The organism is Actinoplanes sp. CA-252034 (assembly GCF_050956125.1).
Classification (GTDB): domain Bacteria; phylum Actinomycetota; class Actinomycetes; order Mycobacteriales; family Micromonosporaceae; genus Actinoplanes.
In genome coordinates, this window is sequence record NZ_CP191846.1 from 6,448,849 (window position 1) to 6,474,573 (window position 25,725).

A 25,725-nucleotide genomic window follows, 5' to 3' on the forward strand; every position below is an offset into this window, starting at 1 on the left:
AAGGAAGATCATGAACAGACATCCCAGGGGTACGGTCGGAGCCGCGCTCGCCTCGGTCCTCGCCCTCGCTGCGGGCTGCTCGCAGGAGCAGGCCGCCACGAGACTCGAGCTGACCGCCGCCCTGCCGGACCAGGTCCCCCGTGGCACCGTGCTGCGCCTGGGCGACCCTCAATACCAGGCGGTCATCCAGGCGTCGGGTCTGGACAAGGAGCTGAGCAACGCCGGGGTGACGGTCGAGTGGGCCAACATCAGCGGCGGACCGCAGAGCATCCAGGCGTTCCGGGCCGACAAACTGGACTGCAGCGCGGTCGCCGACATCCCGTCGCTGTTCGCCGCGTGGACCGGCACCTCGACGAGGATCGTGTTCCAGTCGGTGACCCTCGACCCGCTGGAGCACCCGATCTACAAGCTGGGGGTCGCCCCCGGCGTGAGCGTGACCTCCCTCGCCGACCTGCGGGGCAAGAAGATCGCCTACAGCGCCGGCCAGGCCCAGGGCGCATTGGTGCTGCGGGTGCTGCAGAAGGCCGGCCTGTCGCAGTCCGACGTGCAACTGGTCGAGCTGACCAGCACCGGCGACTCGTACGTGACGGCACTGGGCGGCAAGGCCGTCGACGTGGCCCCGATCGGCGCACAGAACATCAAGCTGTACGAGGCGAAGTACCCGGGCGCCACCTCCCTCTTCACCGGCATCCGGGACGACGCGGCCACGCTGTACTGCCTGACTTCGTCGGTGGAGGACGCGGAGAAGGCCGCGGCGCTCAAGGTCTACGTGGCCGTACGCACCAGGGCCGTGCTCTGGGCCAACGAGCACCCGGCCGAGTACGCGAAGGCGTATTACCAGGACACCCAGGGCCTGAGCGAGGCCGACGCGAAAGCGGTCGTGGAGATCCAGGGCGAGAAGGGCATCCCGGCGACGTGGGACGCCGCCGTCACCCGGCTCCAGGAGACCGCCGACCTGCTGTCCACCGAGCAGAAGCACGACAGGCTCGACGTGACCACGCTGATCGACCGCCGGTTCGAGCCGGTGCAGGCGGCCGCCGCGGGCGACAAGGTCGTCACCGGTGACGCCGCATGACCGCCACGCTGCACACTCCCCCGGTCACCGCCCCCGGTGAGAGGGTCGACGCCCGGGTCGTACGCCGCAGACTGGGGCCCGGCCGTCGCATCCGTTTCGCCTTCTGGATCGGCCCGGTCCTCGCCCTCGCCCTCTGGTCGGCGGGATCCGCGTCCGGTGTCGTCAAACCGGCGATCCTGTCCGCGCCGTGGGACGTGGTGGTCGCCTTCGAGGACCAGTGGGTCAACCACGACCTGCTCGGCAACATCCTGTCCTCGCTGGAGCGGTCGCTGATCGGCCTGACCCTCGGCGTGGTCACCGGCGCCGTCCTGGCGGTCCTCTCCGGCCTGTCGCGCCTCGGCGAGTCGCTGATCGACGGTCCGATCCAGATCAAGCGGTCGGTGCCGACCCTCGCGATCATCCCCCTGTTCATCGCCTGGTTCGGGATCGGCCAGGAAATGAAGATCATCACGATCGCGCTGATCAGCCTCGTCCCGATCTACATCCACACGCACAACGGGCTGCGCAGCATCGACGGGCGGTACGCCGAGCTGGCCGAGACGATCGGCATCAACCGCGGCGAGTTCGTCCGGCACGTGGTGCTGCCGGGCGCGCTGCCCGGATTCCTGCTCGGCATGCGGTTCGCGGTCACGTCGTCGCTACTGGGCCTGGTGGTCGTCGAGCAGTACAACGCGGTCGCCGGCATCGGTCACATGATCACGCTGGCCGAGCAGTACGGCCAGACCGACGTGATCGTGGTCGGCCTCGTCATCTACGGCGTCTTCGGCTACTGCGCCGACAGCGCCGTCCGTCTCACCGCGAGGAGGGTGCTGTCATGGCGGCAGACACTCGAGGGCTGACCAGCACGTCGGCGGTCCGCGTCCGTGACCTGCACCGCAGCTTCAACTCCGACGGCGGCGTGCTCAACGGGCTCGACCTGGACATCGCGCCCGGCGAGTTCGTGGCGCTGATCGGGCGGTCCGGCACCGGCAAGAGCACCCTGCTGCGGGCGCTGGCCGGCCTCGACCGCGATGTCACCGGGTACGGTCGGATCGAGGTCCCGGACGCGGTGTCGGTGGTCTTCCAGGACTCCCGGCTGCTGCCGTGGAAGCGGATCCTCGACAACGTGGTCTTCGGGCTGCGCGGCCCGGACGCGGCCGACCGGGGTCGTCAGGCGCTGGCCGAGGTGGGGCTCGCCGGGCGGGAGCGCGCGTGGCCGTACCAACTCTCCGGGGGTGAGCAACAGCGAGCCGCCCTGGCGCGCTCGCTGGTCCGCGAACCGCAACTGCTGCTCGCCGACGAGCCGTTCGGTGCCCTGGACGCCCTCACCCGCATCCGCATGCATGCCCTGCTGCGCAAGCTGTGCGAGGCGCACCGCCCGGCGGTGCTGCTGGTCACCCACGACGTCGACGAGGCCATCGTGCTCGCCGACCGGGTGATCCTGCTGGACGCCGGCGTGGTCGACACCGACGTGCGGGTCGAGCTGACCCACCGGTCCCGCTCCGACGCCGGTTTCGCGACGCTGCGCACACTGCTGCTCGACCGGCTGGGGGTGGCCGCCGATGCCTAGTAGTACTTTGTCATGATCTTCGCCGTCGGCTCTGTTTCCGTTGCGGGAAGCGAGTTTGGCAGGTCGGACAGGTACCGAGCAGGAAGACGAGCAGGTGTTGCAGGCGTCGGAGTACGCCGTAAAGGGTCATTCCGGCGCACGGGTTTTTGGGTCCCGGCGTTGCAGGGTGCAGAAGGCGTGGGCGGCGGAGATGAGGGTGACGTGGTGGTGCCAGCCCTGCCAGGTGCGGCCTTCGTAGTGATCGAGGCCGAGACCGGTCTTGACTTCCCGGTAGTCGTGCTCGATGCGCCAGCGCAGCTTCGCCAGCCGCACCAGCGTCCGTCTCGCGATGCGTTCGGGCAGATTGGACAGCCAGTACTTGACCGGCTCGGCTGCGCCGCGCGGCCATTCCGCGATCAGCCACGCCGCCGGTAGATCGTGGCCGCGATGCAAGCGGCGCAGCACCCGTCCGGCCGGGCGGATGCGCAGGATCGCGAACCGCGACGACATCATCTGCGGCTGTCCGCCCCGTCGGCGTGAGCCCTGCCGCCAGGTGACGCGGCGGGCCGCCTGTTGCCCGCCGGCGGCGGTGACGAGTGCGAGCAGGGTGGATTCCGGATCACGGTAGCGCGGGACCGGTGGGCGGCCGATGCGGCCGTGCGTGACAGTGGTACGCCGCGTGGGGAGCGGGTAGGCGTTGAGGTCACCGCTGACCTGCACCACATAGCCCAGCCCGCGCCGCTCCAGCTCGTAACGGAACTCGGCGTTGTCGCCGTAACCGGAGTCGGCGACGATCAGCGGCGGCTGCCGGCCCCAGCCGATCAACTCGTCGACCATGTCCAGGGCCAGCCGCCATTTCTCCCGATGGCCGATCTCGTCGGCGATACCGGCCTTGCGGCGCCGCTGGTGCACGTCCGGGTGCGCCTTGGGCGAGGCCGGATCCCAGGACTCGGGCACGAACAGCCGCCAGTCGACCGGGCACGACGCGATGTCGGTGACCATGCTGACGCTCACCGCGATCTGGCAGTTGGTGACCTTACCCGCGGTTCCGGTGTACTGGCGGGCCACGCACGGCGACGCGGTACCGCACTTGAGCAGCCCGGTGTCGTCGATCGCCCACGCCTGCGGCTCTACCGCCTCGTCGATGAGTTCGGCGATCCGGGCGCGGACCGGCTCGACCGGCCACGGGCTGTTGGTCACGAAGTGATTCAGCGCCTGCTCGTGCACAGCCCCGCCGAGGCGGACGGCCATCGGCTGGATCGACTTACGCCGACCGTCGAGCATCAACCCGTACAGGTACCAACCCGCCCGGTCCTGCCAACCGGAGCGTGACAACGACGCGAACACATCCGCGGTGTACTCGGTGAGATCCTCACGCAACCGCTCGACGCCAACTACGCGCATACCTCAACGAAACCAAGCCACTGATCGGAAATCATCACCAGTCACCCGGAAGTGACAAAGTACTACTAGGCGACTGCACCTCAACGCGTTCCTGATGAGCGTCGGCCACCACGAGGCGTCATGGCGGCTGCCGGAGAGCGACCCGTACGCCGGATGGAGCGTCAAGCACTATCAGGAGCTGGCCCGGATCGCCGAGCGCGGGAAGCTGGACTCGCTGTTCCTGGCCGACAGCCCGGTCCAGCAGGGCGATCCCGGCCGCCGGCCGACCGGCAAGCTGGAGCCGACCGTCCTGCTCACCGCACTGGCCGGGGTCACGTCCCGGATCGGGCTGATCGCCACCGCGTCGACCTCCTACAACGAGCCGTACAACCTGGCCCGCCGGTTCTCGTCGCTGGATCACGTGTCGGACGGCCGTGCCGGGTGGAACATCGTGACAACCGCCGGCGCCGACGCTGCCCGCAACTTCGGCCTCGACGACGTGCCACTGCATCGGGAGCGCTACGAGCGGGCCGGCGAGTTCCTCGACGTCGCCACGAAGCTGTGGGACAGCTGGGCCGACGACGCCGTGATCGCCGACAAGGACGCGGGGGTGCACGCCGACGCCACGAAGGTCCGCGCGATCAACCATCGGGGGCGGTTCTTCCGGGTCGACGGGCCGCTCAACGTGCCGCGCTCGCCGCAGGGCTGGCCGCTTCTGGTGCAGGCCGGGTCGTCCGAGGACGGCAAGGACTTCGCCGCCGAGTGGGCCGAGGCCGTCTTCACCGCACAGCAGACACTGGCCGAGGGGCAGGCGTTCTACCGCGACCTGAAGCAGCGGGCGGCGGCGCTGGGCCGCGATCCGGACGGCATCAAGATCCTGCCCGGGATCGTGCCGATCATCGGTGACACCCCCGCCGAGGCGCGGGAGTTGGAGGCCGAGCTGGAACGGCTGATCAGCCCGGAGTACGGCCGTGCGCAGCTCGCCGAGCGGTTCAACCTGACGCCCGCCGACCTTCCACTGGACGAGCCGCTGCCGGACGACCTGCCGACCGAGGACGAGATCGAGGGCGCGAAGAGCCGCTTCACGCTGATCGTCGACCTGGCCCGCCGGGAGAGCCTCACCGTCCGGCAGCTCATCGGGCGGCTCGGCGGCGGCCGCGGTCACCGCACCTTCGCCGGCACCCCGCACCAGGTCGCCGACACGATCGAGGAGTGGGCCGACAACGGGGCCGCCGACGGCTTCAACATCATGCCGGCGGTGCTGCCGTCCGGCCTGACCGCCTTCGTCGACAAGGTGGTGCCGATCCTGCAGGAACGGGGCCGGTTCCGCACCGAGTACGAGGGCGCCACCCTGCGCTCGCACTACGACCTGGAGTTGATCACACGGTGACTCGGCAACTGCACTTCAACCTGTTCCTGCACGACACCGGGCACCACGAGGCGTCCTGGCGGCTGCCCGAGTCGGATCCGCACGCCAACCTGTCGCTCGCCGCGCACCAGCACCTGACCCGGGTCGCCGAGGACGCCAAGTTCGACTCGGTGTTCCTCGCCGACAGCCCGGTGCTGTGGAGCGACCCCGGTCGCCGCCCCGCCGGCAAGCTCGAACCCACGCTGCTGCTCGCGTCCCTGGCCGCGACCACCACCCGCATCGGGCTGATCGCGACCGCGTCCACCTCGTACAACGAGCCCTTCAACCTGGCCCGCCGCTTCGCCTCCCTGGACCACCTGTCCGGAGGCCGCGCCGGCTGGAACATCGTCACCACCGCCGGCGAGGCGGCCGCCCGCAACTTCGGCCTCGACGAGCAGCCACAGCACCGCACCCGCTACGAACGTGCCGACGAGTTCCTCCAGGTGTCCACGAAGCTGTGGGACAGCTGGGCCGACGACGCCGTGATCGCCGACAAGGACGCGGGGGTGCACGCGGTCCGGGACCGGGTCCGCGCGATCGGCCACCGCGGCACGTTCTTCCAGGTGGAGGGGCCACTCAACGTGCCCCGCTCGCCGCAGGGCTACCCGCTGCTGGTGCAGGCCGGATCGTCGGAGAACGGCAGGGAGCTCGCCGCCAGGTGGGCCGAGGCGATCTTCGTGGCGCAGCCGACCCTGGAGGAGAGCCAGTCCTTCTACGCCGACATCAAGCGCCGGGCCGCGGCCGCCGGTCGTGATCCGGCGCACGTCGTCGTCCTGCCCGGCATCGTCCCGATCGTCGGTGACACGCCCGCCGAGGCGCGGGAGCTGGAGGCCGAGCTGGAACGGCTGATCGCGCCCGAGTTCGCGGTCGCCACGCTGGCCAACGTCCTCGGCGTCGACCCCGCACGGCTGAAGCTGGACGAGCCGCTCCCTGCCGACCTGCCGGCCGAGGACGAGATCGAGGGCCACAAGAGCCGCCGCACACTGATCGTCGACTGGGGGCGCCGGGAGAACCTGACGGTCCGCCAACTGATCGGCAAGCTCGGCGGGGGCCGTGGGCACCGCACCTTCACCGGTACGCCCGTGCAGGTCGCCGACACGATCCAGCACTACTTCGAGAACGGGGCGGCCGACGGGTTCAACATCATGCCCGCGGTCCTGCCGGCCGGGATCGAGGCGTTCGCCGGCAAGGTCGTGCCCATCCTGCAGGAGCGTGGCCTGTTCCGGACCGAATACACCGGGCGCACGCTGCGCGAACACTACGGACTGCCCCGGCCGGCGAACCGCCTGCTCACACTCCAGGAGGCGTGACGGCCGGCGATCAGGCGAGCGGGCGACCGCGCGGGGTCGGCGCTGACGGACACGCCGTCCGGGCGGGCGACCGCGCGGGTCGGTGACGGGCTGATCGGACGCCTCAGCGAATCGGTACCGATAGGCTGAAAACGGAGGCAGTGGAGGTCGCGCAGATGGCGAGCGGTTCCCGGTCGTACAGCATCGCGTCGTTCGCACTGGTCACAGTGCTCGCGGCGCTGTCAGCCGCGACGCCGCCCCGCATGCTCACCTTCGGCATGCTGGCCCTCGGGCCCGCCCTCGCCGCGGCCTCCGCCAGCCCGCCCGCGGTCCTGGCGATCGGCGCCTACGCCGTGACCGCGGCCTTCGCCATCTCCACCTGGCAGGGCCTGCTCGGCACACTCGACCAGAGCCTGCGACTGCTCGTGATGATCGCCGTCATCCTGATCAGCTTGGCGCTCGCCCGGCACCACCGCAGGCTGCTGGCCTCCTCCGCGGAGGCCGGAAAGGAGCGGGAGATGCTCGCCGCCTTCGCCGAGCAGTCGTCCGACGCGGTGGTCGGCAGCGCCCTCGACGGCACCATCACCTCGTGGAACGGCGGCGCCGAACGGCTCTACGGCTACACCGCGGACGAGATCGTCGGCTGCAACGTGCGCCGGATCCTGCCACCGGAACGCCTCGACCTGCTCGACCACACGTTCGCCGAGCTGGCCGCCGGCCGGGAGATCCACCTCGACGAGGTCCGCCGGATCCGCCGGGACGGCAGCTCGGTGACGGTGTCCGTCGCCGTGTCACCGATCCGCGACCCGACCGGCGCCATCGTCGCCGTCGCCGCCACCGAACGCGACGTCACCGACAAGAAACGGAGGGCCCGCGCCGAACGGATGGAGAGCCTCGGCCAGCTCGCCGGCGGAGTCGCTCACGACTTCAACAACCTGCTCGCCATCATCGTCAACTACGCCGACATGATGGCCGACGAGGTCACCCCGGACGGCGCCCGTGACCTGGCCCGCATCCGCGACGCCGCCGACCGGGCCGGGGCCCTCACCAGCCAGCTTCTGCTCTTCGCCAAACGGGAACCCACCCAGGTCGAGACGGTCGACCTCAACACCGTCGTCGCCGACGCGCAGGAGCTGCTGGGCCGCAGCATCGGCGGCCGGATCCGGCTGGCCTGCCGGACACACCCCCGACCCGTCACAGTACGGGCCAACCGCGGCCGCCTCGACCAGATCCTGATGAACCTGGTGATCAACGCCCGCGACGCGATGCCCGACGGCGGTGACGTGACCATCACGACCGGCCTGAACACCTTCGCCGAGCTCACCGTCACCGACACCGGAGCCGGCATGACCGCCGAAGTCAGAGAGCGCCTGTTCGAGCCGTTCTTCACCACGAAACCTGTCGACCGGGGCACCGGGCTGGGCCTGTCGACCGTCTACGGCATCGTCAGCGACGCGGGCGGCCACATCCGCGTCGACTCGGAACCCGGCTCCGGCACCACCTTCGAGATCCTGCTGCCCCTCGTACCGGCGGCCGCTCCGGCGCTTAGCGCGGGTACGTCATCATGAACGAGTGCGCCTGATCCTCAACATCCTGTGGTTCATCTTCGGCAGCGGCTTCCTACTCGGCATCGGCTACGGCATCGCCGCGCTCATCTGTTTCGCCCTGGTCGTGACCATCCCGTTCGGGGTCGCTGCGATGCGCCTCGCGGTGTACTCGCTGTGGCCGTTCGGGCGGACCGTCATCGACCGCCGCGACGCCGGGGTCGCCTCCGGCGTGGCCAACATCCTGTGGCTGGTCCTGTTCGGCTGGTGGATCGCCCTCGCCCACGTCGCCGCCGGCATCGCCCAGTGCGTGACGATCATCGGCATCCCGTTCGGCATCGCCAACTTCAAGCTGGTCCCGGCCGCTCTGTGGCCGCTGGGCCGCGAGATCGTCGACCTCGACTGACCCCGGGCCCGTGACGCCGCTTCCCGCCACCACACCGGCGGAGAGTGCGGCCGAGGCCATGGACGTCGCCTGATCCCTGCCGGGGTGGTCGCTATCCTGGAACGGTGACCGTGCGCCGACACCCGACAGCCCGGGGGTCGGTGTTCGCGGTCACGCTCATGCTGCTGTCCCTGCTGTCCCTGCTGTCCCTGCTGGCCGCGTCCGCCCTGTTCTCCGCGGCGGCGCCACACCACCACGACACCGGCGCACTGGCACAGTGGCATGCCGCTGTCCACACCTCAGTGGCTGTCCACACCTCGGCGCCTGTCCACACCTTGCCGCCCGCCCACACCTCGGCGCCAGTCCACATCCTGGCGACCGTGCATACCTCGGCGACCGTCCATACCTCGGCGACCGCCCACACCTCGGCGGCAGCGCCCCAGCACCGTCCCGGCGGCCAGATCCTCGTAGCGGCGCCGCAGCGTCACTCGTCCGCGGCGTGCTCGGATCAGCACCGCTCCGACCGGGCGGCGCACGACCATCGGCACGGCAACGACTGGACCCCACGCCTGAGCCAACGGGCCCGCGCGGTGATCGTCATGGCTACGCCGTACCCCCGCTGCGAAGTCGTTCCTCCCACCCCTGAATCAACGGTGCCCGGCGTCGTGCTGAGCAGGTTGGGTGTGCTGCGCGTGTAGGAGCCGAGCCTCCTCCTGGCCCACCACACCCCCGTTTCCGCTTGCCGATCTCGCGCTCGCTATCTGCGGCTGCCATCCGGCTCACCGATCTACGCTCATCGATCAGTGATCAGCGATCCACGCTCGCCAGTCTGCGGCTCACCGGTTTCGCGCTCGCCGATTTGACGCTCGCTGATCTATAACTGCTGATTTGACGCTCGCCGGCGGTTCACCGATTTCGCGCTCGCCCTGCCGATCTATAACTGCTGATTTGACGCTCGCCGGCGGTTCACCGATTTCGCGCTCGCCCTGCCGACCAGGAAGACGACCCCGTGCACCCACGACCTCCCCGGCGCACCACCCACGCCTTCGGCACACCGGAAGACCTGCTCGTCTACGACCGCTGGGGATGTTCCGGCCGCCCAGTGGTGCTCCTGCACGGGCTCGGCTACGACCGCAGTATGTGGTGGCCGACGGCCGCCGAACTCGGTGACGACATCACCGCCCTGGCCGTCGACCTGCCGGGCCACGGTCAGTCCGCGCCCCGCGACCACTGCGGTCTCGACGACCTGGCACAGGACCTGGCGATGCTGGTGCACGGGCTGGACCTGCGGCGGGCCCCGATCCTGATCGCGCACGCCGAGGCCGCTTACGTGGCCACGCGCTTCGCGGCCCGCTACAGCACTCACCGGACGATAACGGTCGGCTGCGCGGGATCGGCCCGTCTCGACGACGTCCCGGAGCCGTACCGCCAGTTCGCCATACCCCACCAGATCCCGAACCTGCTCGACGCCTACCGGGAATGGCCGGCCGACGCGCTCCCCCGGTCGACCCATCCCGGCGCCGAGCATTTCCCGCACCTCCGTGATCCCGCCGGTTTCGCCGCACTCCTGCACAACCTGCGCTGACAGCGATCCGGCGCTTTCGGGACGCTCCTGCGCCGGGCCGTCAGTCGTCGACGCGGAAGCCGAGTTTCAGGCGGACCTGGAAGTGGGCGACATCGCCGTCGATGACCTGGCCGCGAATCTCCTTGGCCTCGAACCACTCGATGTTGCGGACCGTCTCCGCAGCCTTCTTCACCGCGGTCCGGATGGCGTCATCGATGCTGTCCGGACTACTGCCGACCACTTCGGTGAGCCGGTACACGTGGTGCGTCACGACGATCCCTCACTTTCTCGATGTATGTCCGGTTCCGACCCTATGCCAGATCGGAGCCGGCCGTGACCGGCACGTCTGGCCCACCTGATCCGCGGGGCCTCCGGCGCGCTCGGTCTCCGCCGTGGCGCCAGCGGTCCGCACGAATGGTCGCCTCGCTGACAACGTGTGATGCGCCCACCACGCGCGGGCGCGGGCACGCTCGACCCGCCGCGACTCGGCACGATCGTCCGGTGACCATCGAGGTGATCGACCACTACCCCGGGTGGGCGGGCCTGACGGATCTTGGTTGTCGGCGGCGCACCAACGGGATGACCGATCGCCTGCCCGCAGAGGCGAAGAAACCCCGCTGAGCTGCGTATACATTCGGTTTATACATGGTGTGTATAGTAGCACGCATGTCAGTCACCTTCGCGTTGCTGGGCCTGTTGGAAAACGGGCCACGCCACGGCTATGACCTCAAGCGCACCTACGACGACACGTTCGGGCGTGACCGGGCGCTGCACTATGGTCAGGTCTACTCGACCATGGCCCGCCTGCTGAAAAACGGTCTGGTGGAGGTCGAGTCGGAGCCGGGCGACGGTCCCGACCGCAAGCGCTACGCGATCACCCATGCCGGGGTCACCGACGTGGCGGAGTGGATCGGCCGTCCGGAGAAACCGGAGCCCTATCTGCAGAGCACCCTCTACACCAAGGTCGTGCTGGCCCTGATGACCGGGCGCGACGCCAACGAGGTCCTCGACGCGCAGCGCGCCGAGCATCTGCGGCTGATGCGTGAGCTGACCCGCCGTAAGAACGACGGCGACCTCGCCGACGAGCTGATCTGCGACCACGCCCTGTTCCACCTCGAGGCCGACCTGCGCTGGCTGGAGCTCACCGCCGCCCGCCTGGACCGCCTGGCCGCCAGCGTCCGCCCGTGAATCCCCAGGGAGATCCGATGACCGATCAACCGTTGCTGGTCGCCGACGGCCTGCACCTCAACTTCGGCGACACCAAGGCGCTCGACGACGCCTCGCTGCACATCTGGCCGGGTGAGATCGTCGCGCTCATGGGGCCGTCCGGCTCCGGCAAGTCGACCCTGCTGCACTGCCTGGCCGGCATCCTCCAGCCCGAGGCCGGGCGCGTGACCTATGACGGGCGCGACCTGACGGCGATGTCCGACAGCGAGCGCAGCGGCCTGCGGCGCGGCGAGTTCGGGTTCGTGTTCCAGTTCGGGCAGCTCGTGCCAGAGCTGACCTGTGCGGAGAATGTGGCGTTGCCGTTGCGGCTCTGCGGCACCGGCCGTCGCGAGGCGCACCGCACCGCCAACGACTGGCTGGAGCGCCTCGAGGTCGGCGACGTGGCCGCCAAGCGACCCGGCCAGGTGTCCGGCGGTCAGGGCCAGCGGGTCGCCGTCGCCCGTGCGCTAGTCAGCCGGCCGCGGGTGGTGTTCGCCGACGAGCCGACCGGCGCGCTCGACTCGCTCAACGGCGAGCTGGTGATGAAACTGTTCATCTCCGCGGCCCGCGACACCGGGGCGGCGGTCGTGCTCGTCACCCACGAGGCTCGGGTGGCGGCCTACTCCGACCGCGAGGCCGTCGTGCGTGACGGCCGGGTCCGCGAGCAGGAGTATGCCCGGTGACCGGCCGTGGCTCCCTCCGCCGGTGGATCTTCGAGCTGGGGCTCGGCGTCCGGATGAGCGTGGCGGGCGGGCGCGCCGGCTGGGCCCGGCTGACGCTGATCGCCGCCGGCACCGGTGTCGGCGTCGCCCTGCTGCTGTGCATGGCCGCCCTGCCCTCCGCCCTCGAGGCGAGCAGCGCCCGTGAGAGCGCCCGCACCGAGGCTCTCGACAGCGAGCGCGAGATCGTGCGCGGCGACGAGACGATGCTGATCGGCATCGCCACGACCACCTTCCAGGACGACTCGATCCACGGCCGGATGCTCCAGCCGGAGGGTTCGCGGCCACCCGTCCCGCCCGGCGTCACGACATTGCCCCGCCCCGGCGAGATGCTGGTCTCCCCCGCCCTGCAGCGGTTGATCGAGCGCAACCCGATCCTGGCCCAGCGCTGGGATGCCCGGATCGTCGGCACCATCCACGACGACGGCCTGACCGGCCCGGCCGACCTCGCCTTCTACCTCGGCACGGACACGCTCACCGAGGAGAGCGGCTACCGGATCGACGCGTTCGGCGACACGACCGAGGAGACGGGCGTCTCACCGATCATGGTGCTGCTCACCGCCGTCGGCATGGTCGTGCTGCTCACCCCGGTCATGGTCTTCATGGCGAGTGCCGTCCGGTTCGGTGGCGAGGCCCGCGACAAACGGCTGGCCGCGTTGCGGCTGGTCGGCTCGGACGCCGCCATGACCCGGCGGATCGCGGCCGGTGAGACCCTCGCCGGTGCGGTGCTCGGGCTCCTGATCGGCGCGGTGCTGGCCGTCGGAGCGGCGCTGCTGGTCAACAGGTATGCGACCGGGCCGTTGAGCTTCTACCTCTCCGACATGCGCCCGGTCCCGGTGTTGGTCGCGCTCATCGCGGCCGGCGTGCCCGCGGTCGCGGTGCTGGTGACCCTGTCGGCGATGCGCCGGGTCGTCGTGGAGCCGCTCGGGGTGGTCCGGCTCGCCCACACCGTCCGGCGGCGGCTTTGGTGGCGACTGCTCCTGCCGGTCGGCGGGATCGTCCTGCTCTGGCCCCTGACCAACGGGCTCGGTGAGTCGTCAGGCGGGTCGATCGAGTTCCAGGCGGCCACGGGGGTCGCCCTGCTGTTGATCGGCCTGGCCCTGTTGCTGCCCTGGTTCGTCGACGCGGTCGTGCGCCGGCTCGGTGGTGGCAGCGTCGCCTGGGAGCTGGCGGTCCGCCGCCTCCAACTCGACAGCGGCACCGCTGTGCGTGCGGTGTCCGGCATCGCCGTCTCGGTCGCCGGGGTGATCGCGATCCAGGGGCTGGTGACCGGTATCGAGGCGCAGGTCGTCTCGTCCGGCCCCGGCACGTCCAGCTCCGCCCAGCAGCAGGTCCTGCCGAAAACGAACCTGCCTGTCACCGACTGGACCACCGCGTTACGGGAGACGCCCGGTGTCACCGGCGTCGAGACGGTGCGTATCGCGCGAGCCACGCAGGACGGTGTGGAGGCGATCGTCCGGATCGGAAGCTGTGCGGCGCTCGCGGGATATGCGGCGGTGCCCGACTGCGTCGACGGTGACGCCTACGCCATCAACGTCGCCAACAATGGAGTCTTCGCGGTCGTGGGCGGCGGCCAGTGGACGGCTCCCAGCACGACGCGGGACGTGACGGCAATCGACACCCTGCTGGACTTCGGCCCGATGCTGCTGGTCACCCCGGCAGCGGCGGCGGACGCGTTCCCCGCCGGTGAGGCGCGGTACACGCTGACCCTCGACAAGGCCGTACCGGACGCTCTGGACCAGTTGCGCAACACGGCCGCCCGCCTGGACCCGCAGGCTCTGGTCTTCGGTGCCGGCAACGACTCCATCGCCAACGCGCTGCGGACCATCCGGCAGGGCCTGCTGGCGGGCACCATCGCGATGCTCGCGCTGATCGGAGCCAGCATGGTGGTCAACGTGGCCGAGCAGATGCGCGAGCGGCGAAGGGTGATGGCGGTGCTGGTCGCCTTCGGCACGAGACGGCGCACGTTGTCCGGTTCGGTGCTGCTACAGGCGGCGGTGCCCGTGGTGCTCGGCATGACGCTGGCTATCGGGTTCGGCAGTGGCCTGGCATCGGTTCTGATGGCTGCAGTGGAAGCGCCGATCACCGTGGACTGGATCGGCATCGGCACCACCTCCGGCATGGCCGCGCTGGTGGTCCTCGGGACGACGGCCGCAGCGCTGCCGACCCTCCTGCGCCTGACCCGACCAGGCAACCTACGGACCGAATAGGCCGCGGCGAACCGGTCGGCAACCCCAGACCCCGCCGCCCGGTTCGCCGTCTCACTGTGTCGCGGCCACGAACGCCGTCGCATTCGAGGCCTGAGCCGCCGACCCGACACGAGTTCGCCGCAACCGGGACGGCACACATCGCGGGGACCGCCATCCCGAACGGCACACATCGCGGGAGCCGCCATCCCGAACGGCACACATCGCGGGAGCCGCCATCCCGAACGGCACACATCGCGGGGACCGCCATCCCGAACGGCACACATCGCGGGGACCGCCATCCCGAACGGCACACATCGCGGGAGCACCATGCCGAACGGCACGCGGCGGTGAGCAGCACCGGACCGGCGGCGAGCGTGGCCGCATCGCGGGGCCGCGATGCGGAACGGCACGGCTTGCGGCTACCACTTCGGAACGGCCCGGCAACGCGGCCCGCCGCGATCCCGGGATGAATGAGGATCGCGGTGGGCTCGCCGGCCACACGCCGCCGGTTCAGGCAAGGGCGCGAGTGGCCGACGCGGCGGGGGCTGAAGCGGCAGTGGCGACCGGTGCGGCTGTGGCAACAACGGGCGCGGTTACCACCGGCGCGGTGACGACGACCGGCCCGGCCGCGGCGACCGGCCTGGCCGCGGACGGCGCGGTCACCGGGACCGCCGCCGTTACGGCGGCCGTCACCGTTACAGCGGCCGGCGCGATCACGGTGGACGGGGTGGGGCGGTGGGTGGCGAGGAAGCGGGCGTTCCAGCCGATCAGGGCGGCGAAGGTGACCACCGTCAGGGCGGTGGAGACGCCGACCATCACGTCGATCGGCAGTAGGTAGACGAGTACCGCCCGGATCAGGGCCTCGGTCAGCAGGCCACCACCCCAGACCAGGGAGGCGAGACGATGGCCACGGCGTACGTCCGGGTTGGTGGCATATGCCTCGGCCAGCTCGCCCGCCTTGCCGGGCATGAAGCTCTGCTGGGCCGCCAGTGTGAGGGGACGGCCGCCGTACAGGCCCGTCACCAGGAAAGCCAGGCCGACCGCCGCGGCCATCGCCGAGTGCTTGATGATCAAGAACCGCGGGTCGCCGGTCAGCACTGTGAAGAGCAGGCCCACGCCGAAGACGGCTGCCATGACCATCGAGAACGGGCTGAGCGCACGGCTACGGATCGCTACCCAGGCCATCCGCAGTGCCGCGCCCACGGTGCCGGCCAACAGCGCCCCGGTGTCGGAAGCCCCGGCGGCGTGCAGCCCGTAGTAGGTGACGAGCGGCAGACCGAGGTCCCAGACCAGTCCACGGATCATCTCGCGCATGCCGTCGTGCTGCATCACAGTCCCCCTCGGTGGCGGCCACCCCGGTCCGGCGGCGATGCATTCATGCTGCCGTCGGGGGTGTTGTCAACGGGACGACCGAGCCATGGAGGGCGGTTGTCCGTCGACCGGTGGACAACACGGGCACCACCGTCGGTGCGCCGGACGCCAGCACGCCCGCGGCCGGCGCACCGCGAGCAACCAGAACCGGTTCACCGCGCAAGGTCACCGATCCAGCGCAAGAGTCACCCGACACACCGCAAACGTCACCCGTTAAAGCGCGGGGGTAACCGACACAGCCCGAGGACCACCGATACAGCCCGAGGTTCATCGATACGGCCCGAGGTTCACCGACACGGCCCGGAGATCACCAATACAGCCCGGAGATCACCGATACAGCGCGAGGGACGTGTCCGTGACGACACGGTTGCGGCCCTGCTCCTTGGCGGCGTAAAGAGCCCGGTCCGCGCGGCGCAGCAGGTCCTCGACAGCGGCGCCGCAAGTCAGCCCGGCCGCGCCCGCACCGGCAGTCGGCCCGCCTACGCCAACACCGCCAGCGAGGCCGCCGACGCCAACACCGGAAGCGAGGCCGGCAACGCCAACACCGGAAGCGAGGCCGCCGACGCCAACACCGGAAGCGAGCCCGGCCATGCCGGCACCGGAAGCCGGCTCGCCAACGCCTGCACCGGGAACCAGCCCGGCCACCGAGACACGGGCGGTCAGGCCGGCCACATCGGCACCGGGGACCAGTTCGGCAACGCCTGCGCTGAACGTGGCGCGCAGCGGGCCGCGCACGGTGGCGATCGCGGCGGCGGCGCTGCAGTGCCGCCACTGCTCGGCCTGGTCCGCGGCGGCGTGTGCGTCCATTCCGGGCAGGATGATCGCGAACTCCTCGCCGCCGTAGCGGGCGACGATGCCGGTGTCGCCGACCGCCGTGGTGAGCTCCTGGGCCAGGCGGATCAGCACCTGGTCACCGATGGCGTGGCCGTACGTGTCGTTGATCGCCTTGAAGTGGTCGACGTCGAGCATCACCACGGCGAGCGGGCCCTCGCCGGCCCGTTCGTGCAGCACCGTGGTCAGGTGGCGGCGGTTGTAGACACCGGTCAGGCCGTCGCGGACTGCCTGGTCGGTCAGTTCGGCGCGGAGGCGTTCCAGCTCGGTGACGTCGCGGACCACGACGACGGCGCCGGGGGTGCTGCCGTCGGCGGTGCGCATGCGGACCACGCGGACGTCGTACATCGTGCCGTCGCCGCTGGTCAGGGTCTGCTGTCCGGTTCCGCCGCCGAACGCCGCGGTGAGCTGTGGCCCGACCACCTCGAACCACATCCGGCCGACGACGGCGCCCTCGGGAACATGGCCGAGCTCGGCGAGCATCCCGGCGGCGGCGGGGTTGACGTCCAGGACCCGCCCGTCCGGGTCGAGCACCATCACCGCGTCGCTGAGGGCGGCGATCACCTGCCCGTACGCCACCGGGGTCCGCCGTGCGGGCGTGCCGAACCGTTCCGCCCACAGCCACACCGTCGCGCTGACCAGGAACAGCACCGGGGTGAGGTCCACCTGCCGGTCGGTGACGCCGACGAAGACGCTCAGCCCGTTGCCGGCCAGCGGGGCGAGCGCGCCGGCCAGGAAGAGCAGGAACACCCGCCGATGCCCGCGGACCGCCCGGCGCATCGCACCGACCGCCCGGACGAAGCCGGCGCCGATGACCGTGTAGCAGTACGCCGTGTGCAGCCAGTACAACGGGCCGAACTGCACGGTCACGCCGCCGTCGGGATGTCCGGTGACGGCGGTGAAGAACAGGTGGTGCCACGGGTCGGTGAGCACGGCCGTCATCAGCAGCACCGGGTGCACGAGCAGCAGGCCACGCCGGGTCATCGGGCGCCCGGTGAAGACGGCGGTGTGCCACAGGAAGCCGGCGACCACCATGGCGACGCCGGGGAACATGGCGTATGTGGCGGTCAGCGCCGCCGACGGGGATCCGGCCGCTACGGCGACCGCCTCGGCCATCGACCATTCCGCTGCGCCCGCGGTGATCACCGCCAGCGACGACCCGAGCGGCGCCCGCTGCCGCCGTCGCCAGGACAGCACCGCACACGTCGCCGCCACCAGAGCCGCGGCGACGTACAACGTGACCAGTGCGGCTCGCATCCCACTCTCCCTCGCTCCGGGCACTGTCATCGGTCGCCGAGGAGCCGAGCTGAGGAGAACCCGCAGATCGCAGCTGAGGGGGTGCGCGAGGTGGGCGGTAACGGGAAAGGCGGCGGGTCGGGACGCCAGGAACGCCGAGGATCAGGGGGATCAGAGATAGAGGCGATGGAACAGGCGGTAGAGAGGCCGGTCGTACGCCCGCAGCCGCGCCCGCGTGTGCACCTGATTGTGGATGCCGTCACCGCCGACCGGGCCGGGCCGGCTCGCGTCGAACCAGGTCTGCAGGCCTTCGGTGAAGTACTCCTCGACGCCGGCGCCCGCGGCGGTGTTGAGCCACAGCCCGAGCCGGTTCGCGGATTCGTAGGCGGTGGCCAACTCGGCGCCGACGGCCGGGGCGATGTGCCGGAGCGCCATCCGGTAGAGGGTCCGCCCGAACTCGTGGACGAGGGCACCCTCCGTGGCCACCGCCAGCGGGAACGCGTCGGTCGCCCCGAACCCGCTGTGGCACCGCCGGTCCAGGCCGGTGCCGAACACGGCGCGGACTTCGGGGACGGCGCTCACCGGCTCGTCACGGCCGACGACCACCAGCCGTACGTCACGCCGGTCGAGTTCGGGCACCGGCGACGGATCGATCCGGAGCAGGGCGCCGAGCTGCTCACGCAGGCGCACGAGGGTGTCGTCGGCGATGTGGTGCGGGGCGAGCACGGGCAGGCCCCAGGCGTCGATGTGCCGGCCGTACCAGCGGGTGTCCAGGCCGTAACGTTCGATCAGGCGGGCCGGGACCGGCCCGGCGAGGGCAAGGCTCACCGTCGCACCGGTCCCGGGTCTACCCTGTTAGCGTGAACAATGTGCGGGCGGTGACCGAGAGGGGCCGTGAGCTGTATGCGGGCCGGTCCCGCGAGGAGCGGGAGGCCGAGCGGCGTGAGCGCATCGTCGCCGCGGCCGTGCACCTGTTCGCCACGCGCGACTACGACGAGGTGACCGTCGCGGACGTGTGTGCCGAGGCGAAGGTGTCGAAACGCTACTTCTACGATCATTTCCTCGATCGCGCCGATCTGCTCTTCCGGGTGCACACCGCGCAGAACGCCTGGCTGCTCGACGCCCTGGTGGCAGCCGGACCGCCGTCGGGGACGGTCGAGGAGCTGGTGACGCCGGTCATGCACACGTTGACCCGGCTGCTGCGCGAGCATCCGGACCGGGCACGGGTGATCTACATCAACGCCCCTCGGATGGAGCCGCGCCGACGTGGCCTGCTCCGTGAGGAGGCGGTGCTGCTCGGCGATCTGATCCTGCGCGGCGGCGGCACACCGCCCGACCAGCGGTTGTTCGAGCGGGCGGTGCTGGCGCTGGTGGCCGGGGCCACCGAGCTGATCATCGAGTGGGTGGCCGAGGGCTTCACCGAGCCGGCCGAGGAGCTGGCCGGCCACCTGAGCGCGATCGCCGTCGCGACGCTGGCGGGCACCGTCACCTGAGCCCCTGCCCGGCGCGCGGCGACCGTACCCCGTCGTCAATGCACCCTGCGCAAGCGGTTCAGGATGGTCTGGGCGACCACCACGACGGCCAGGAACGCGCCGCTGATCACCTGCTGCCAGTTGCTGTTGAGATCACCCACCTGGTTGATCATGTTCTGGATGACGCCGAGCAGCAGCACCCCGGCGACGGTTCCGGCGATGCTTCCGGCGCCGCCGGTCAGCAGGGTTCCGCCGATCACCACGGCGGCGATGGCGTCGAGCTCCATGCCCGCGCCCAGGACGGTCACCCCGGACCCCAGTTTGGCGGCGTTGACGGCGCCGGCCAGGCCGGCGAGCAGTCCGGATAGGACATAGACCCCGACTTTGGTACGCCGTACGGCCACCCCCATCAGCGCTGAGGCGTCCTCACTCCCGCCGATCGCGTACACCGACTGCCCGAATCCGGTCCGGGCGAGCACCAGCATCCCGATCAGCACCAGGGCCACGGCGAGCCAAACCTGATGGCCTACGCCGAGCAGCGACCCGGTGCCGAGCGTGCCGAAGGCGTCGTTGTCGACCACGTAGGTGGTGGACCCCTCGTTGCTGATGGCCCGCATGAGTCCCCGGGCGCCGAGCAGCGCGGCGAGCGTGACGATGAACGGCGCCATCCGCGTGTAGGCGATCAGCAGCCCGTTGACCACGCCGATCGCCCCGCACACCAGCAGCGGCACGAGCAGCGCCATGACCAGGCCGTATCGGGAGGCCCAGGCGGCGAGCACCCCACCGAGCACGTAGAGCGACCCGACCGACAGGTCGATGCCACCGGTGATGATCACCAGGGTCATGCCGAGGGCGATCAGCATCGGCGGGGCGGCCGCGACCAGGATCGTGCCGGTGTTGTCGAAGCTGCGGAAGTCGGGGAACGCGGCGAGCGCCACCAGCACCACGGTGACCAGGACGGCGAGGGCGCCCTGACGCTGGACGACGCCGACGATCCGATCGGTGCGCTCGCTGCGGCCGGTGTCGGCGGCGGCCGGGGCCGGGCTGCCGGTGAGCAGGGCCGGGGTCATCGGGTCTTCCTCTCCCGGGCCACGTAGACGGCGACGAGGATGATGACGGCCTGCGCCATCTCGGCCGTCGAGGGCCCCAGATCGTGCTTGATCATGGTGGCGATCACGAGTTGCATGAGGACCGCGCCGGCGACGGTGCCGAGGATGCGGACCCTGCCGCCGGTGAGCGGGGTGCCACCGACGACGACGGCGGTGATCGCCGACAGTTCGATGAGCAGCCCGACCGCGGAGGCGTCGCTGGACTGGATGCGGGCCACCGACAGCAGGCCGGCGATCGAGGCGAGCACCGCGCAGATCACGTAGACGGTGATCAGCACCCGTTTGACCGGCAGGCCGGCCAGCTCGGTGGCCCGGCGGTTGCCGCCGACGGCGAGCAGCCGCCGGCCGAACACGGTGCGCCGCAGCACGAACGCGACGATCGCGACCAGGACGGCGGCGATCCACACCAGCACCGGGATGCCCAGCAGGTCGCCGGAGCCGAGGTAGAGCAGGTCGGGGTTGCGGATGTCCTTGAGCTGCCCGTCGGAGACGACCACGGCCAGGCCGCGTCCGCCGACGAACACGGCCAGGGTGGCGACGATCGGCTGCAACCCGACCCGGGCCACCAGTACGCCGTTGATCAGGCCGACCGCGACGCCGGCGGCCAGCGACACGAGTATCGCCGCGACCACGCCGTACCCGAGGTAGAGCGGGATCAGGGCGGCGGCCAGCGCCATCACCGAGCCGACCGACAGGTCGATGCCCTCGGTGCCGATGACCAGTGCCATGCCGAGCGCGACGATCACGATCGGGGCGACCTGGATCAGCTGAATACGCAGGTTGCTGAGGGTCAGGAAGTACGGGGTGAAGAAGACGTTGTAGACGATCAGCAGCCCGACGGCGAGGTAGACGCCGTATTCGGGCAGCCACGACCGGACAGCGGGCAGGCGGCGTACGGGCCGGGTCGACGTGGTCATGCGGGGTCCTCGGAGGGTGCTGCAGCGGCGATGCCGGCCATGAGGTCTTCGGTGTTCACCTGATCGCCGGTGAGGTGGCCGACGACGACGCCGTCACGCAGTACCACCACCCGGTCGGAGCCCTCGACCAGCTCTTCGGCGTCGGAGGAGACCAGCACGACGCCGAGTCCCTCGCCGGCCAGCTCGTCGATCAGGCTCTGCACCTCGGCCTTGGCGCCGACGTCGATGCCGCGGGTGGGCTCGTCCAGCAGCAGGATCTTCGGGTCGGTGGCGAGCAGGCGGGCGAGCAGCACCTTCTGCTGGTTGCCGCCGGACAGGTCGCCGACCGGTTGGTCCGGACCGGACGCCTTGATCCGCAGCCGGGTCATGTACCGCGCGACGACCTGATCGATCTTCGCGTCGGAGACGATGCCGAGGCGCGACATGCGGGGCAGCACGGCGAGGGCGATGTTGTCGCGGACCGATAGGCCGGCCACGATGCCCTCGGCCTTGCGGTCCTCCGGCTGCACGGCGATACCGGCGGCGACGGCCCGGACGGTGGTCGGCCGTTTGAGGTCGGTGCCGTCGACCTCTATGGTTCCGGCGTCGATCGGGTACGCCCCGCCGATCGCCTTGATCGTCTCGCTGCGCCCGGCGCCGAGCAGCCCGCCCAGTCCGACGACCTCGCCGGGGCGCACGTCGAAGCTGATGTCGTGCAGCCTGGTCCGGCTGGTCAGGCCGGTGACGCGGAGGACCGGAGGGGCGGCGTCGTCGGCGGTGTGGTCGCCGGCGAAGGCGGTGAAGCCCTGCCGGCGGGTCTGTGACATCTCCCGGCCGAGCATCATCGCGACCAGCTCGATGCGTTCCAGGTCGGCGAGTCTGCCGGTGTGCACGAGCCTGCCGTCGCGCAGGATGGTGACCGAGTCGCAGATCTCGTACAGCTCGTCCATCCGGTGCGAGACGTAGACGATGCCGATGCCCTGGCCGTGCAGCCGCCGGATCACGCCGAACAGGGTCTGCACCTCGCGCGGTTCCAGCGAGGAGGTGGGCTCGTCCATGATGACGACCTGCGCGTCGATCATGACGGCCCGGGCCAGGGCGACCATCTGCTGCGCGCCCAGCGGCAGGGTGCCGAGCTGCCGGCGGACGTCGGTGGTGACGCCGTAGTCGGCGAGGATGCCCCGGGCCTCGCGTTCCATCCGGCCGCGGTCGATCAGGCCGAGGCGGTTGCGGGGCTCGCGGCCGAGGAACAGGTTCTGGGCCACGCTCATCAGCGGGATGAGGTTGACCTCCTGGTAGATCGTGGAGATGCCGGCGCGCTGGGCGTCCATCGGCGCGGCGAACGACACCGGCCGGCCCTGGTGGCGCAGCTCCCCCGTGTCCGGCTGATAGACGCCGGTCAGGACCTTGATCAGGGTGGACTTGCCGGCGCCGTTCTCACCGACGAGAGCGTGCACCTCGCCGGGCCGCAGGGTGAAGGACACGTCGTCGAGCGCGCGGACCCCGGGGAAACTCTTGGACACGCCGGCTACTTCGAGCAGCGTCACGCGTACCTCTCCATGGGTTGGGAGGGCGCCCGGCGCGGACGCCGGACGCCCTCGCGATCAGTAGGCGCTGCCGACGTCGGTCTTGGCGTTGGTGGTGTCGTACGCGCGGTCGGAGATGATGATGTCCTGGCCGACCGCCTCGCCCGCGAAGAACTTGCCGGCGGTGCCGAAGGCCAGCGGGCCGAAGCGCGGGTTGGACTCGATGACAGCGGAGATCCAGCCGTTGACGATGCCCTCGACGGCGCCCTTGGTGCCGTCGATCGACACGATCTTGACGTCGCCGGCCTTCTTGCCGGCTCCCTTGAGCGCCGTGACGGCCCCGAGCGCCATCTCGTCGTTCTCGCCGTAGATGCCCTTGATGTCGGGGTTGGACTGGAGCAGTTGCTCGGTGACCTTCTGGCCCTCCTCGCGGGAGAAGTTGCCGGTCTGCTCGAAGGTGACCTTGATGCCCGGGGCGATCTTGGCGATCTGGTCCTTGAAGCCGCTGGTCCGCAGGGTCGTCACGTTGTTGCCGGGGGCGCCCAGCAGGATCGCGACCTCGCCGGAGTTGCCGAGGGCCTTGGCCATCTCGTCGGCGGCACGCTTGCCCTGCTCGGCGAAGTCGGAGCCGATGAAGGTCAGGTAGTCCTTGCACGGGGTGGCGTTGATCTTGCGGTCGATCGTGATGATCGGGACCTTCTTGGCCGACGCCTTGGCGAAGACCGAGTCCCAGCCGTCGGAGTTGAGCGGCGCGATCACCAGCAGCTGCACGCCCGAGTCGATCATCTGCTCGACATCGCTGATCTGCTTGTTGAACTGTGAGTTCGCGTTCGCTGTTGTGAGATTGGTGATGCCGAGCTTGGCGGCCTCGTCCTCGATGGACTTGGTCTCGGCGATCCGGAACGGGTTGGCCTCCTTCTCCGACTGGGAGAAGCCGACCTTGGCCGTCTTGAGGTCGATCCTGGTGCCGCCGTACTGGTCGATGGTGCAGGTGGCGGCGCCGGGCGCGGCCGACTGGACCACCTGCGACGCGGCCGGCGCGGGACCGGCGGCGCTACCGGTGGGGCTCTCCTCGGACTTGGCACAGGCACTCGCGCCGGTCAGCACCATGGCAGCGCCGAGCACGGCGGCCGCAGGCCGCCACCTGTTCGACCGAACACTCATTGCATGAACTCCTTGCGAGAGAAAGCGGCTGCTGGCCGCGGTGATGTCCCGGGGTGACCGCAGAATGACTCGCGGTGGGACACATTCACGCACCATCGAACTTTTTCTGTCAAGGACTTGCCCGGAAACCTAACTGAAACGAACATGTTCCAGATGACAGCCTGTCGCATCCCCTCCGGCCTGGCAACCGAACCGCCGTGGGACATCGACATATTTTGTTGAACCTTGTTGACAGTTACCTTAGCGGTCACAAGACTCTGCCGGTGAGAGCGCTCTCTTTCCCCCGTCAAGTGCGTGCAAGAAAGGACGAACCATGCTCCGTCCCGCACTCTTCGGCGCCGCGCTCCTGCTGGCCGCGACACTGAGCCCCACCCCCGGCTTCGCCGCGCCCCCGGCACCGCAGCCCCCGGCCCTCTCCCCCGGCATGCTCGACGCCATGAAGCGTGACCTCGGCCTCGACGACGACCAGATCGCCCGGCGGCTGACCGTCGAGGCCACCGCCCCGGTCGTCGAGAAACGGCTGCGCGCCAAGCTCGGCCAACGGTTCGCCGGCGCCTGGATCCCCGCCGGCGCCACCCGCCTGACCGTCGCCGTCACCAGCCCGTCCGACGTAGCTGCCGTCCGCGCCGAGGGCGCCGTCGCGAAGGTCGTCGAACGCGGCGAGAGCGCCCTCGCCGTCACCAAGGCCCGACTCGACGAGCACGGCGACGCGGCGCCGGACGCCGTGCACAGCTGGCACGTCGACCCGGAGTCCAACAGCGTCGTCATCACCGCGGCGGCCGGCGCCGAGGCCCAGGCCCGCCGGTTCGCCCGGGCCGGCGGAGCGGCCACGGTCACCGTCCGGACCGTCACCACGGCCCGCCCGCAGCCGATGTACGACATCCGCGGCGGCGACCAGTACGTGATCAACGGGAACACACTGTGCTCGGTCGGGTTCGCGGTGGCCGGCGGCTTCGTCACGGCCGGGCACTGCGGCGGGACCGGAAGCCCGACCCTCGGCTTCAACAACGTGGCCCAGGGCACGTTCGCCGGCTCGTCCTTCCCCGGCAACGACTACGCCTGGGTGCGCACCAACGGCAACTGGGTCTCCCAGCCGTGGGTCAACAACTACTCCGGCGGCAACGTGATCGTCGCCGGGTCGCAGGAGGCCGCCATCGGCAGCTCGATCTGCCGCTCCGGGCGTACCACCGGCTGGCGCTGCGGCACCCTGCTCGGCAAGAACGAGACGATCAACTACGCGCAGGGCGCCGTCTCCGGCCTGAGCCGCAGCAACGCCTGCGCCCAGCCCGGGGACTCCGGCGGGTCGTGGATCTCCGGCAACCAGGCGCAGGGCGTCACCTCCGGCGGCAGCGGCGACTGCACCAGCGGCGGGACCATGTGGTTCCAGCCGGTCAACGAGATCCTTTCGGTGTACGGCCTGTCGCTGACCACCTCAGGCGGGGGTGGCGGCAGCGCCGTGGTCAGCAACTGGAACAACAGGTGCCTCGACGTGCCGAACGGCAACTTCTCCGACGGCGTGCTCGTGCAGATGTGGAACTGCAACGGCTCGGCCGCCCAGCGGTGGGAGGCGGTCGGCGGCGCCCTGCGTACCGGCAACAACAAGTGCCTGGACGTGCCGTGGGGCTCCACCGCCAGCGGCGTGATCCTGCAGATCGTCACGTGCAGCGGCAACCCGGCCCAGCAGTGGGTGCTCAGCGCGGCCGGTGACCTGGTCAACCCGCAGGCGAACAAGTGCGTCGACATCAAGGACTGGAACGGCGAGGACGGCGCCCAACTGCAGCTGTGGGACTGCGCCGGAACCCAGAACCAGAAGTGGCGTCGCGGCTGACG

Annotated in this window: 23 protein-coding genes; 14 read left to right on the top strand and 9 right to left on the bottom strand. The window is 70.5% G+C overall.

Annotated elements, in window-relative coordinates; genetic code table 11:
* The first annotated feature begins 10 nt into the window (after window positions 1-10).
* The 3 genes from ACQPZW_RS29800 to ACQPZW_RS29810 are packed head-to-tail and all read left to right on the top strand — an operon-like array spanning window position 11 to window position 2,624.
* Window positions 11-1,075, top strand: a complete 1,065-nt coding sequence (locus tag ACQPZW_RS29800) for an ABC transporter substrate-binding protein (protein ID WP_433789347.1) — start codon at window positions 11-13, stop codon at window positions 1,073-1,075.
* Entirely contained in the window at window positions 1,072-1,914 is an 843-nt protein-coding gene (locus ACQPZW_RS29805; RefSeq protein WP_433789348.1) for an ABC transporter permease, read from the top strand. Before ACQPZW_RS29800 ends, ACQPZW_RS29805 begins: the two co-directional genes overlap by 4 nt.
* The gene (locus ACQPZW_RS29810) at window positions 1,890-2,624 is read left to right on the top strand and encodes an ABC transporter ATP-binding protein (protein WP_433789350.1); all 735 of its coding nucleotides are present in this window, start codon (window positions 1,890-1,892) and stop codon (window positions 2,622-2,624) included. The genes ACQPZW_RS29805 and ACQPZW_RS29810 overlap by 25 nt, the downstream gene beginning before the upstream one ends.
* 126 nt (window positions 2,625-2,750) lie before the next feature.
* On the opposite strand, the gene ACQPZW_RS29815 is transcribed toward ACQPZW_RS29810, so the two are convergent.
* Window positions 2,751-4,007: an IS701 family transposase gene (locus ACQPZW_RS29815; RefSeq protein WP_433788504.1), complete on the bottom strand. Its 1,257-nt coding sequence runs from the start codon at window positions 4,005-4,007 to the stop codon at window positions 2,751-2,753.
* Between the two features lie 94 nt (window positions 4,008-4,101).
* On the opposite strand from ACQPZW_RS29815, the gene ACQPZW_RS29820 reads away from it, so the two are divergent.
* From ACQPZW_RS29820 to ACQPZW_RS29845, 6 genes are all read left to right on the top strand, one after another.
* Window positions 4,102-5,376, top strand: a complete 1,275-nt coding sequence (locus ACQPZW_RS29820) for an LLM class flavin-dependent oxidoreductase (RefSeq protein WP_433789351.1) — start codon at window positions 4,102-4,104, stop codon at window positions 5,374-5,376.
* Window positions 5,373-6,704 (top strand): LLM class flavin-dependent oxidoreductase, encoded by a 1,332-nt coding sequence (locus ACQPZW_RS29825; RefSeq protein ID WP_433789352.1) that lies wholly within the window; start codon window positions 5,373-5,375, stop codon window positions 6,702-6,704. The genes ACQPZW_RS29820 and ACQPZW_RS29825 overlap by 4 nt, the downstream gene beginning before the upstream one ends.
* A 155-nt stretch (window positions 6,705-6,859) precedes the next feature.
* The gene (locus tag ACQPZW_RS29830; protein ID WP_433789353.1) at window positions 6,860-8,251 is read left to right on the top strand and encodes a two-component system sensor histidine kinase NtrB; all 1,392 of its coding nucleotides are present in this window, start codon (window positions 6,860-6,862) and stop codon (window positions 8,249-8,251) included.
* Window positions 8,252-8,255: 4 nt separating this feature from the next.
* Window positions 8,256-8,633, top strand: coding sequence for a YccF domain-containing protein (locus tag ACQPZW_RS29835; protein ID WP_433789354.1), 378 nt, complete (start codon window positions 8,256-8,258; stop codon window positions 8,631-8,633).
* Window positions 8,634-8,737: 104 nt separating this feature from the next.
* Window positions 8,738-9,310: a hypothetical protein gene (locus ACQPZW_RS29840; RefSeq protein ID WP_433789355.1), complete on the top strand. Its 573-nt coding sequence runs from the start codon at window positions 8,738-8,740 to the stop codon at window positions 9,308-9,310.
* 311 nt (window positions 9,311-9,621) lie between these two features.
* A complete protein-coding gene (locus ACQPZW_RS29845; protein ID WP_433789356.1) occupies window positions 9,622-10,197 on the top strand; it encodes an alpha/beta fold hydrolase in 576 nt (191 codons plus the stop codon).
* A 40-nt stretch (window positions 10,198-10,237) separates the two neighbouring features.
* On the opposite strand, the gene ACQPZW_RS29850 is transcribed toward ACQPZW_RS29845, so the two are convergent.
* Window positions 10,238-10,447 (bottom strand): dodecin, encoded by a 210-nt coding sequence (locus ACQPZW_RS29850; RefSeq protein ID WP_433789358.1) that lies wholly within the window; start codon window positions 10,445-10,447, stop codon window positions 10,238-10,240.
* Window positions 10,448-10,842: 395 nt separating this feature from the next.
* On the opposite strand from ACQPZW_RS29850, the gene ACQPZW_RS29855 reads away from it, so the two are divergent.
* The 3 genes from ACQPZW_RS29855 to ACQPZW_RS29865 are packed head-to-tail and all read left to right on the top strand — an operon-like array spanning window position 10,843 to window position 14,311.
* Entirely contained in the window at window positions 10,843-11,364 is a 522-nt protein-coding gene (locus tag ACQPZW_RS29855) for a PadR family transcriptional regulator (RefSeq protein ID WP_433789359.1), read from the top strand.
* Window positions 11,365-11,381: 17 nt separating this feature from the next.
* Window positions 11,382-12,065, top strand: coding sequence for an ABC transporter ATP-binding protein (locus ACQPZW_RS29860; RefSeq protein WP_433789361.1), 684 nt, complete (start codon window positions 11,382-11,384; stop codon window positions 12,063-12,065).
* Window positions 12,062-14,311, top strand: a complete 2,250-nt coding sequence (locus tag ACQPZW_RS29865) for an FtsX-like permease family protein (RefSeq protein WP_433789362.1) — start codon at window positions 12,062-12,064, stop codon at window positions 14,309-14,311. Before ACQPZW_RS29860 ends, ACQPZW_RS29865 begins: the two co-directional genes overlap by 4 nt.
* Before the next feature lie 489 nt (window positions 14,312-14,800).
* Here ACQPZW_RS29865 and ACQPZW_RS29870 read toward each other — a convergent pair whose 3' ends face one another.
* From ACQPZW_RS29870 to ACQPZW_RS29880, 3 genes are all read right to left on the bottom strand, one after another.
* On the bottom strand, window positions 14,801-15,619 hold the full coding sequence (locus ACQPZW_RS29870; protein WP_433789363.1) for a VC0807 family protein: 819 nt from the start codon (window positions 15,617-15,619) through the stop codon (window positions 14,801-14,803).
* A 369-nt stretch (window positions 15,620-15,988) separates the two neighbouring features.
* Window positions 15,989-17,749 carry a histidine kinase N-terminal 7TM domain-containing diguanylate cyclase gene (locus tag ACQPZW_RS29875; protein ID WP_433789364.1) on the bottom strand — a complete coding sequence of 587 codons (1,761 nt, stop codon included), beginning with the start codon at window positions 17,747-17,749 and terminating at the stop codon, window positions 15,989-15,991.
* Between the two features lie 150 nt (window positions 17,750-17,899).
* Window positions 17,900-18,556: a hypothetical protein gene (locus tag ACQPZW_RS29880; protein ID WP_433789365.1), complete on the bottom strand. Its 657-nt coding sequence runs from the start codon at window positions 18,554-18,556 to the stop codon at window positions 17,900-17,902.
* A gap of 32 nt (window positions 18,557-18,588) precedes the next feature.
* Between ACQPZW_RS29880 and ACQPZW_RS29885 the strand changes: the two genes are divergently transcribed.
* Window positions 18,589-19,221: a TetR/AcrR family transcriptional regulator gene (locus tag ACQPZW_RS29885; protein ID WP_433789366.1), complete on the top strand. Its 633-nt coding sequence runs from the start codon at window positions 18,589-18,591 to the stop codon at window positions 19,219-19,221.
* Between the two features lie 35 nt (window positions 19,222-19,256).
* On the opposite strand, the gene ACQPZW_RS29890 is transcribed toward ACQPZW_RS29885, so the two are convergent.
* From ACQPZW_RS29890 to ACQPZW_RS29905, 4 genes are read right to left on the bottom strand one after another with little or no spacing between them, the layout of a single operon-like run.
* A complete protein-coding gene (locus tag ACQPZW_RS29890) occupies window positions 19,257-20,270 on the bottom strand; it encodes an ABC transporter permease (RefSeq protein ID WP_433789367.1) in 1,014 nt (337 codons plus the stop codon).
* Window positions 20,267-21,226, bottom strand: coding sequence for an ABC transporter permease (locus ACQPZW_RS29895; protein WP_433789368.1), 960 nt, complete (start codon window positions 21,224-21,226; stop codon window positions 20,267-20,269). The genes ACQPZW_RS29890 and ACQPZW_RS29895 overlap by 4 nt, the downstream gene beginning before the upstream one ends.
* Window positions 21,223-22,752, bottom strand: coding sequence for a sugar ABC transporter ATP-binding protein (locus ACQPZW_RS29900; protein WP_433789369.1), 1,530 nt, complete (start codon window positions 22,750-22,752; stop codon window positions 21,223-21,225). Before ACQPZW_RS29900 ends, ACQPZW_RS29895 begins: the two co-directional genes overlap by 4 nt.
* Before the next feature lie 57 nt (window positions 22,753-22,809).
* Window positions 22,810-23,895 carry an ABC transporter substrate-binding protein gene (locus tag ACQPZW_RS29905; RefSeq protein WP_433789370.1) on the bottom strand — a complete coding sequence of 362 codons (1,086 nt, stop codon included), beginning with the start codon at window positions 23,893-23,895 and terminating at the stop codon, window positions 22,810-22,812.
* Window positions 23,896-24,208: 313 nt separating this feature from the next.
* On the opposite strand from ACQPZW_RS29905, the gene ACQPZW_RS29910 reads away from it, so the two are divergent.
* Entirely contained in the window at window positions 24,209-25,723 is a 1,515-nt protein-coding gene (locus tag ACQPZW_RS29910; protein WP_433789371.1) for a ricin-type beta-trefoil lectin domain protein, read from the top strand.
* The last annotated feature ends 2 nt before the right edge of the window (window positions 25,724-25,725 follow it).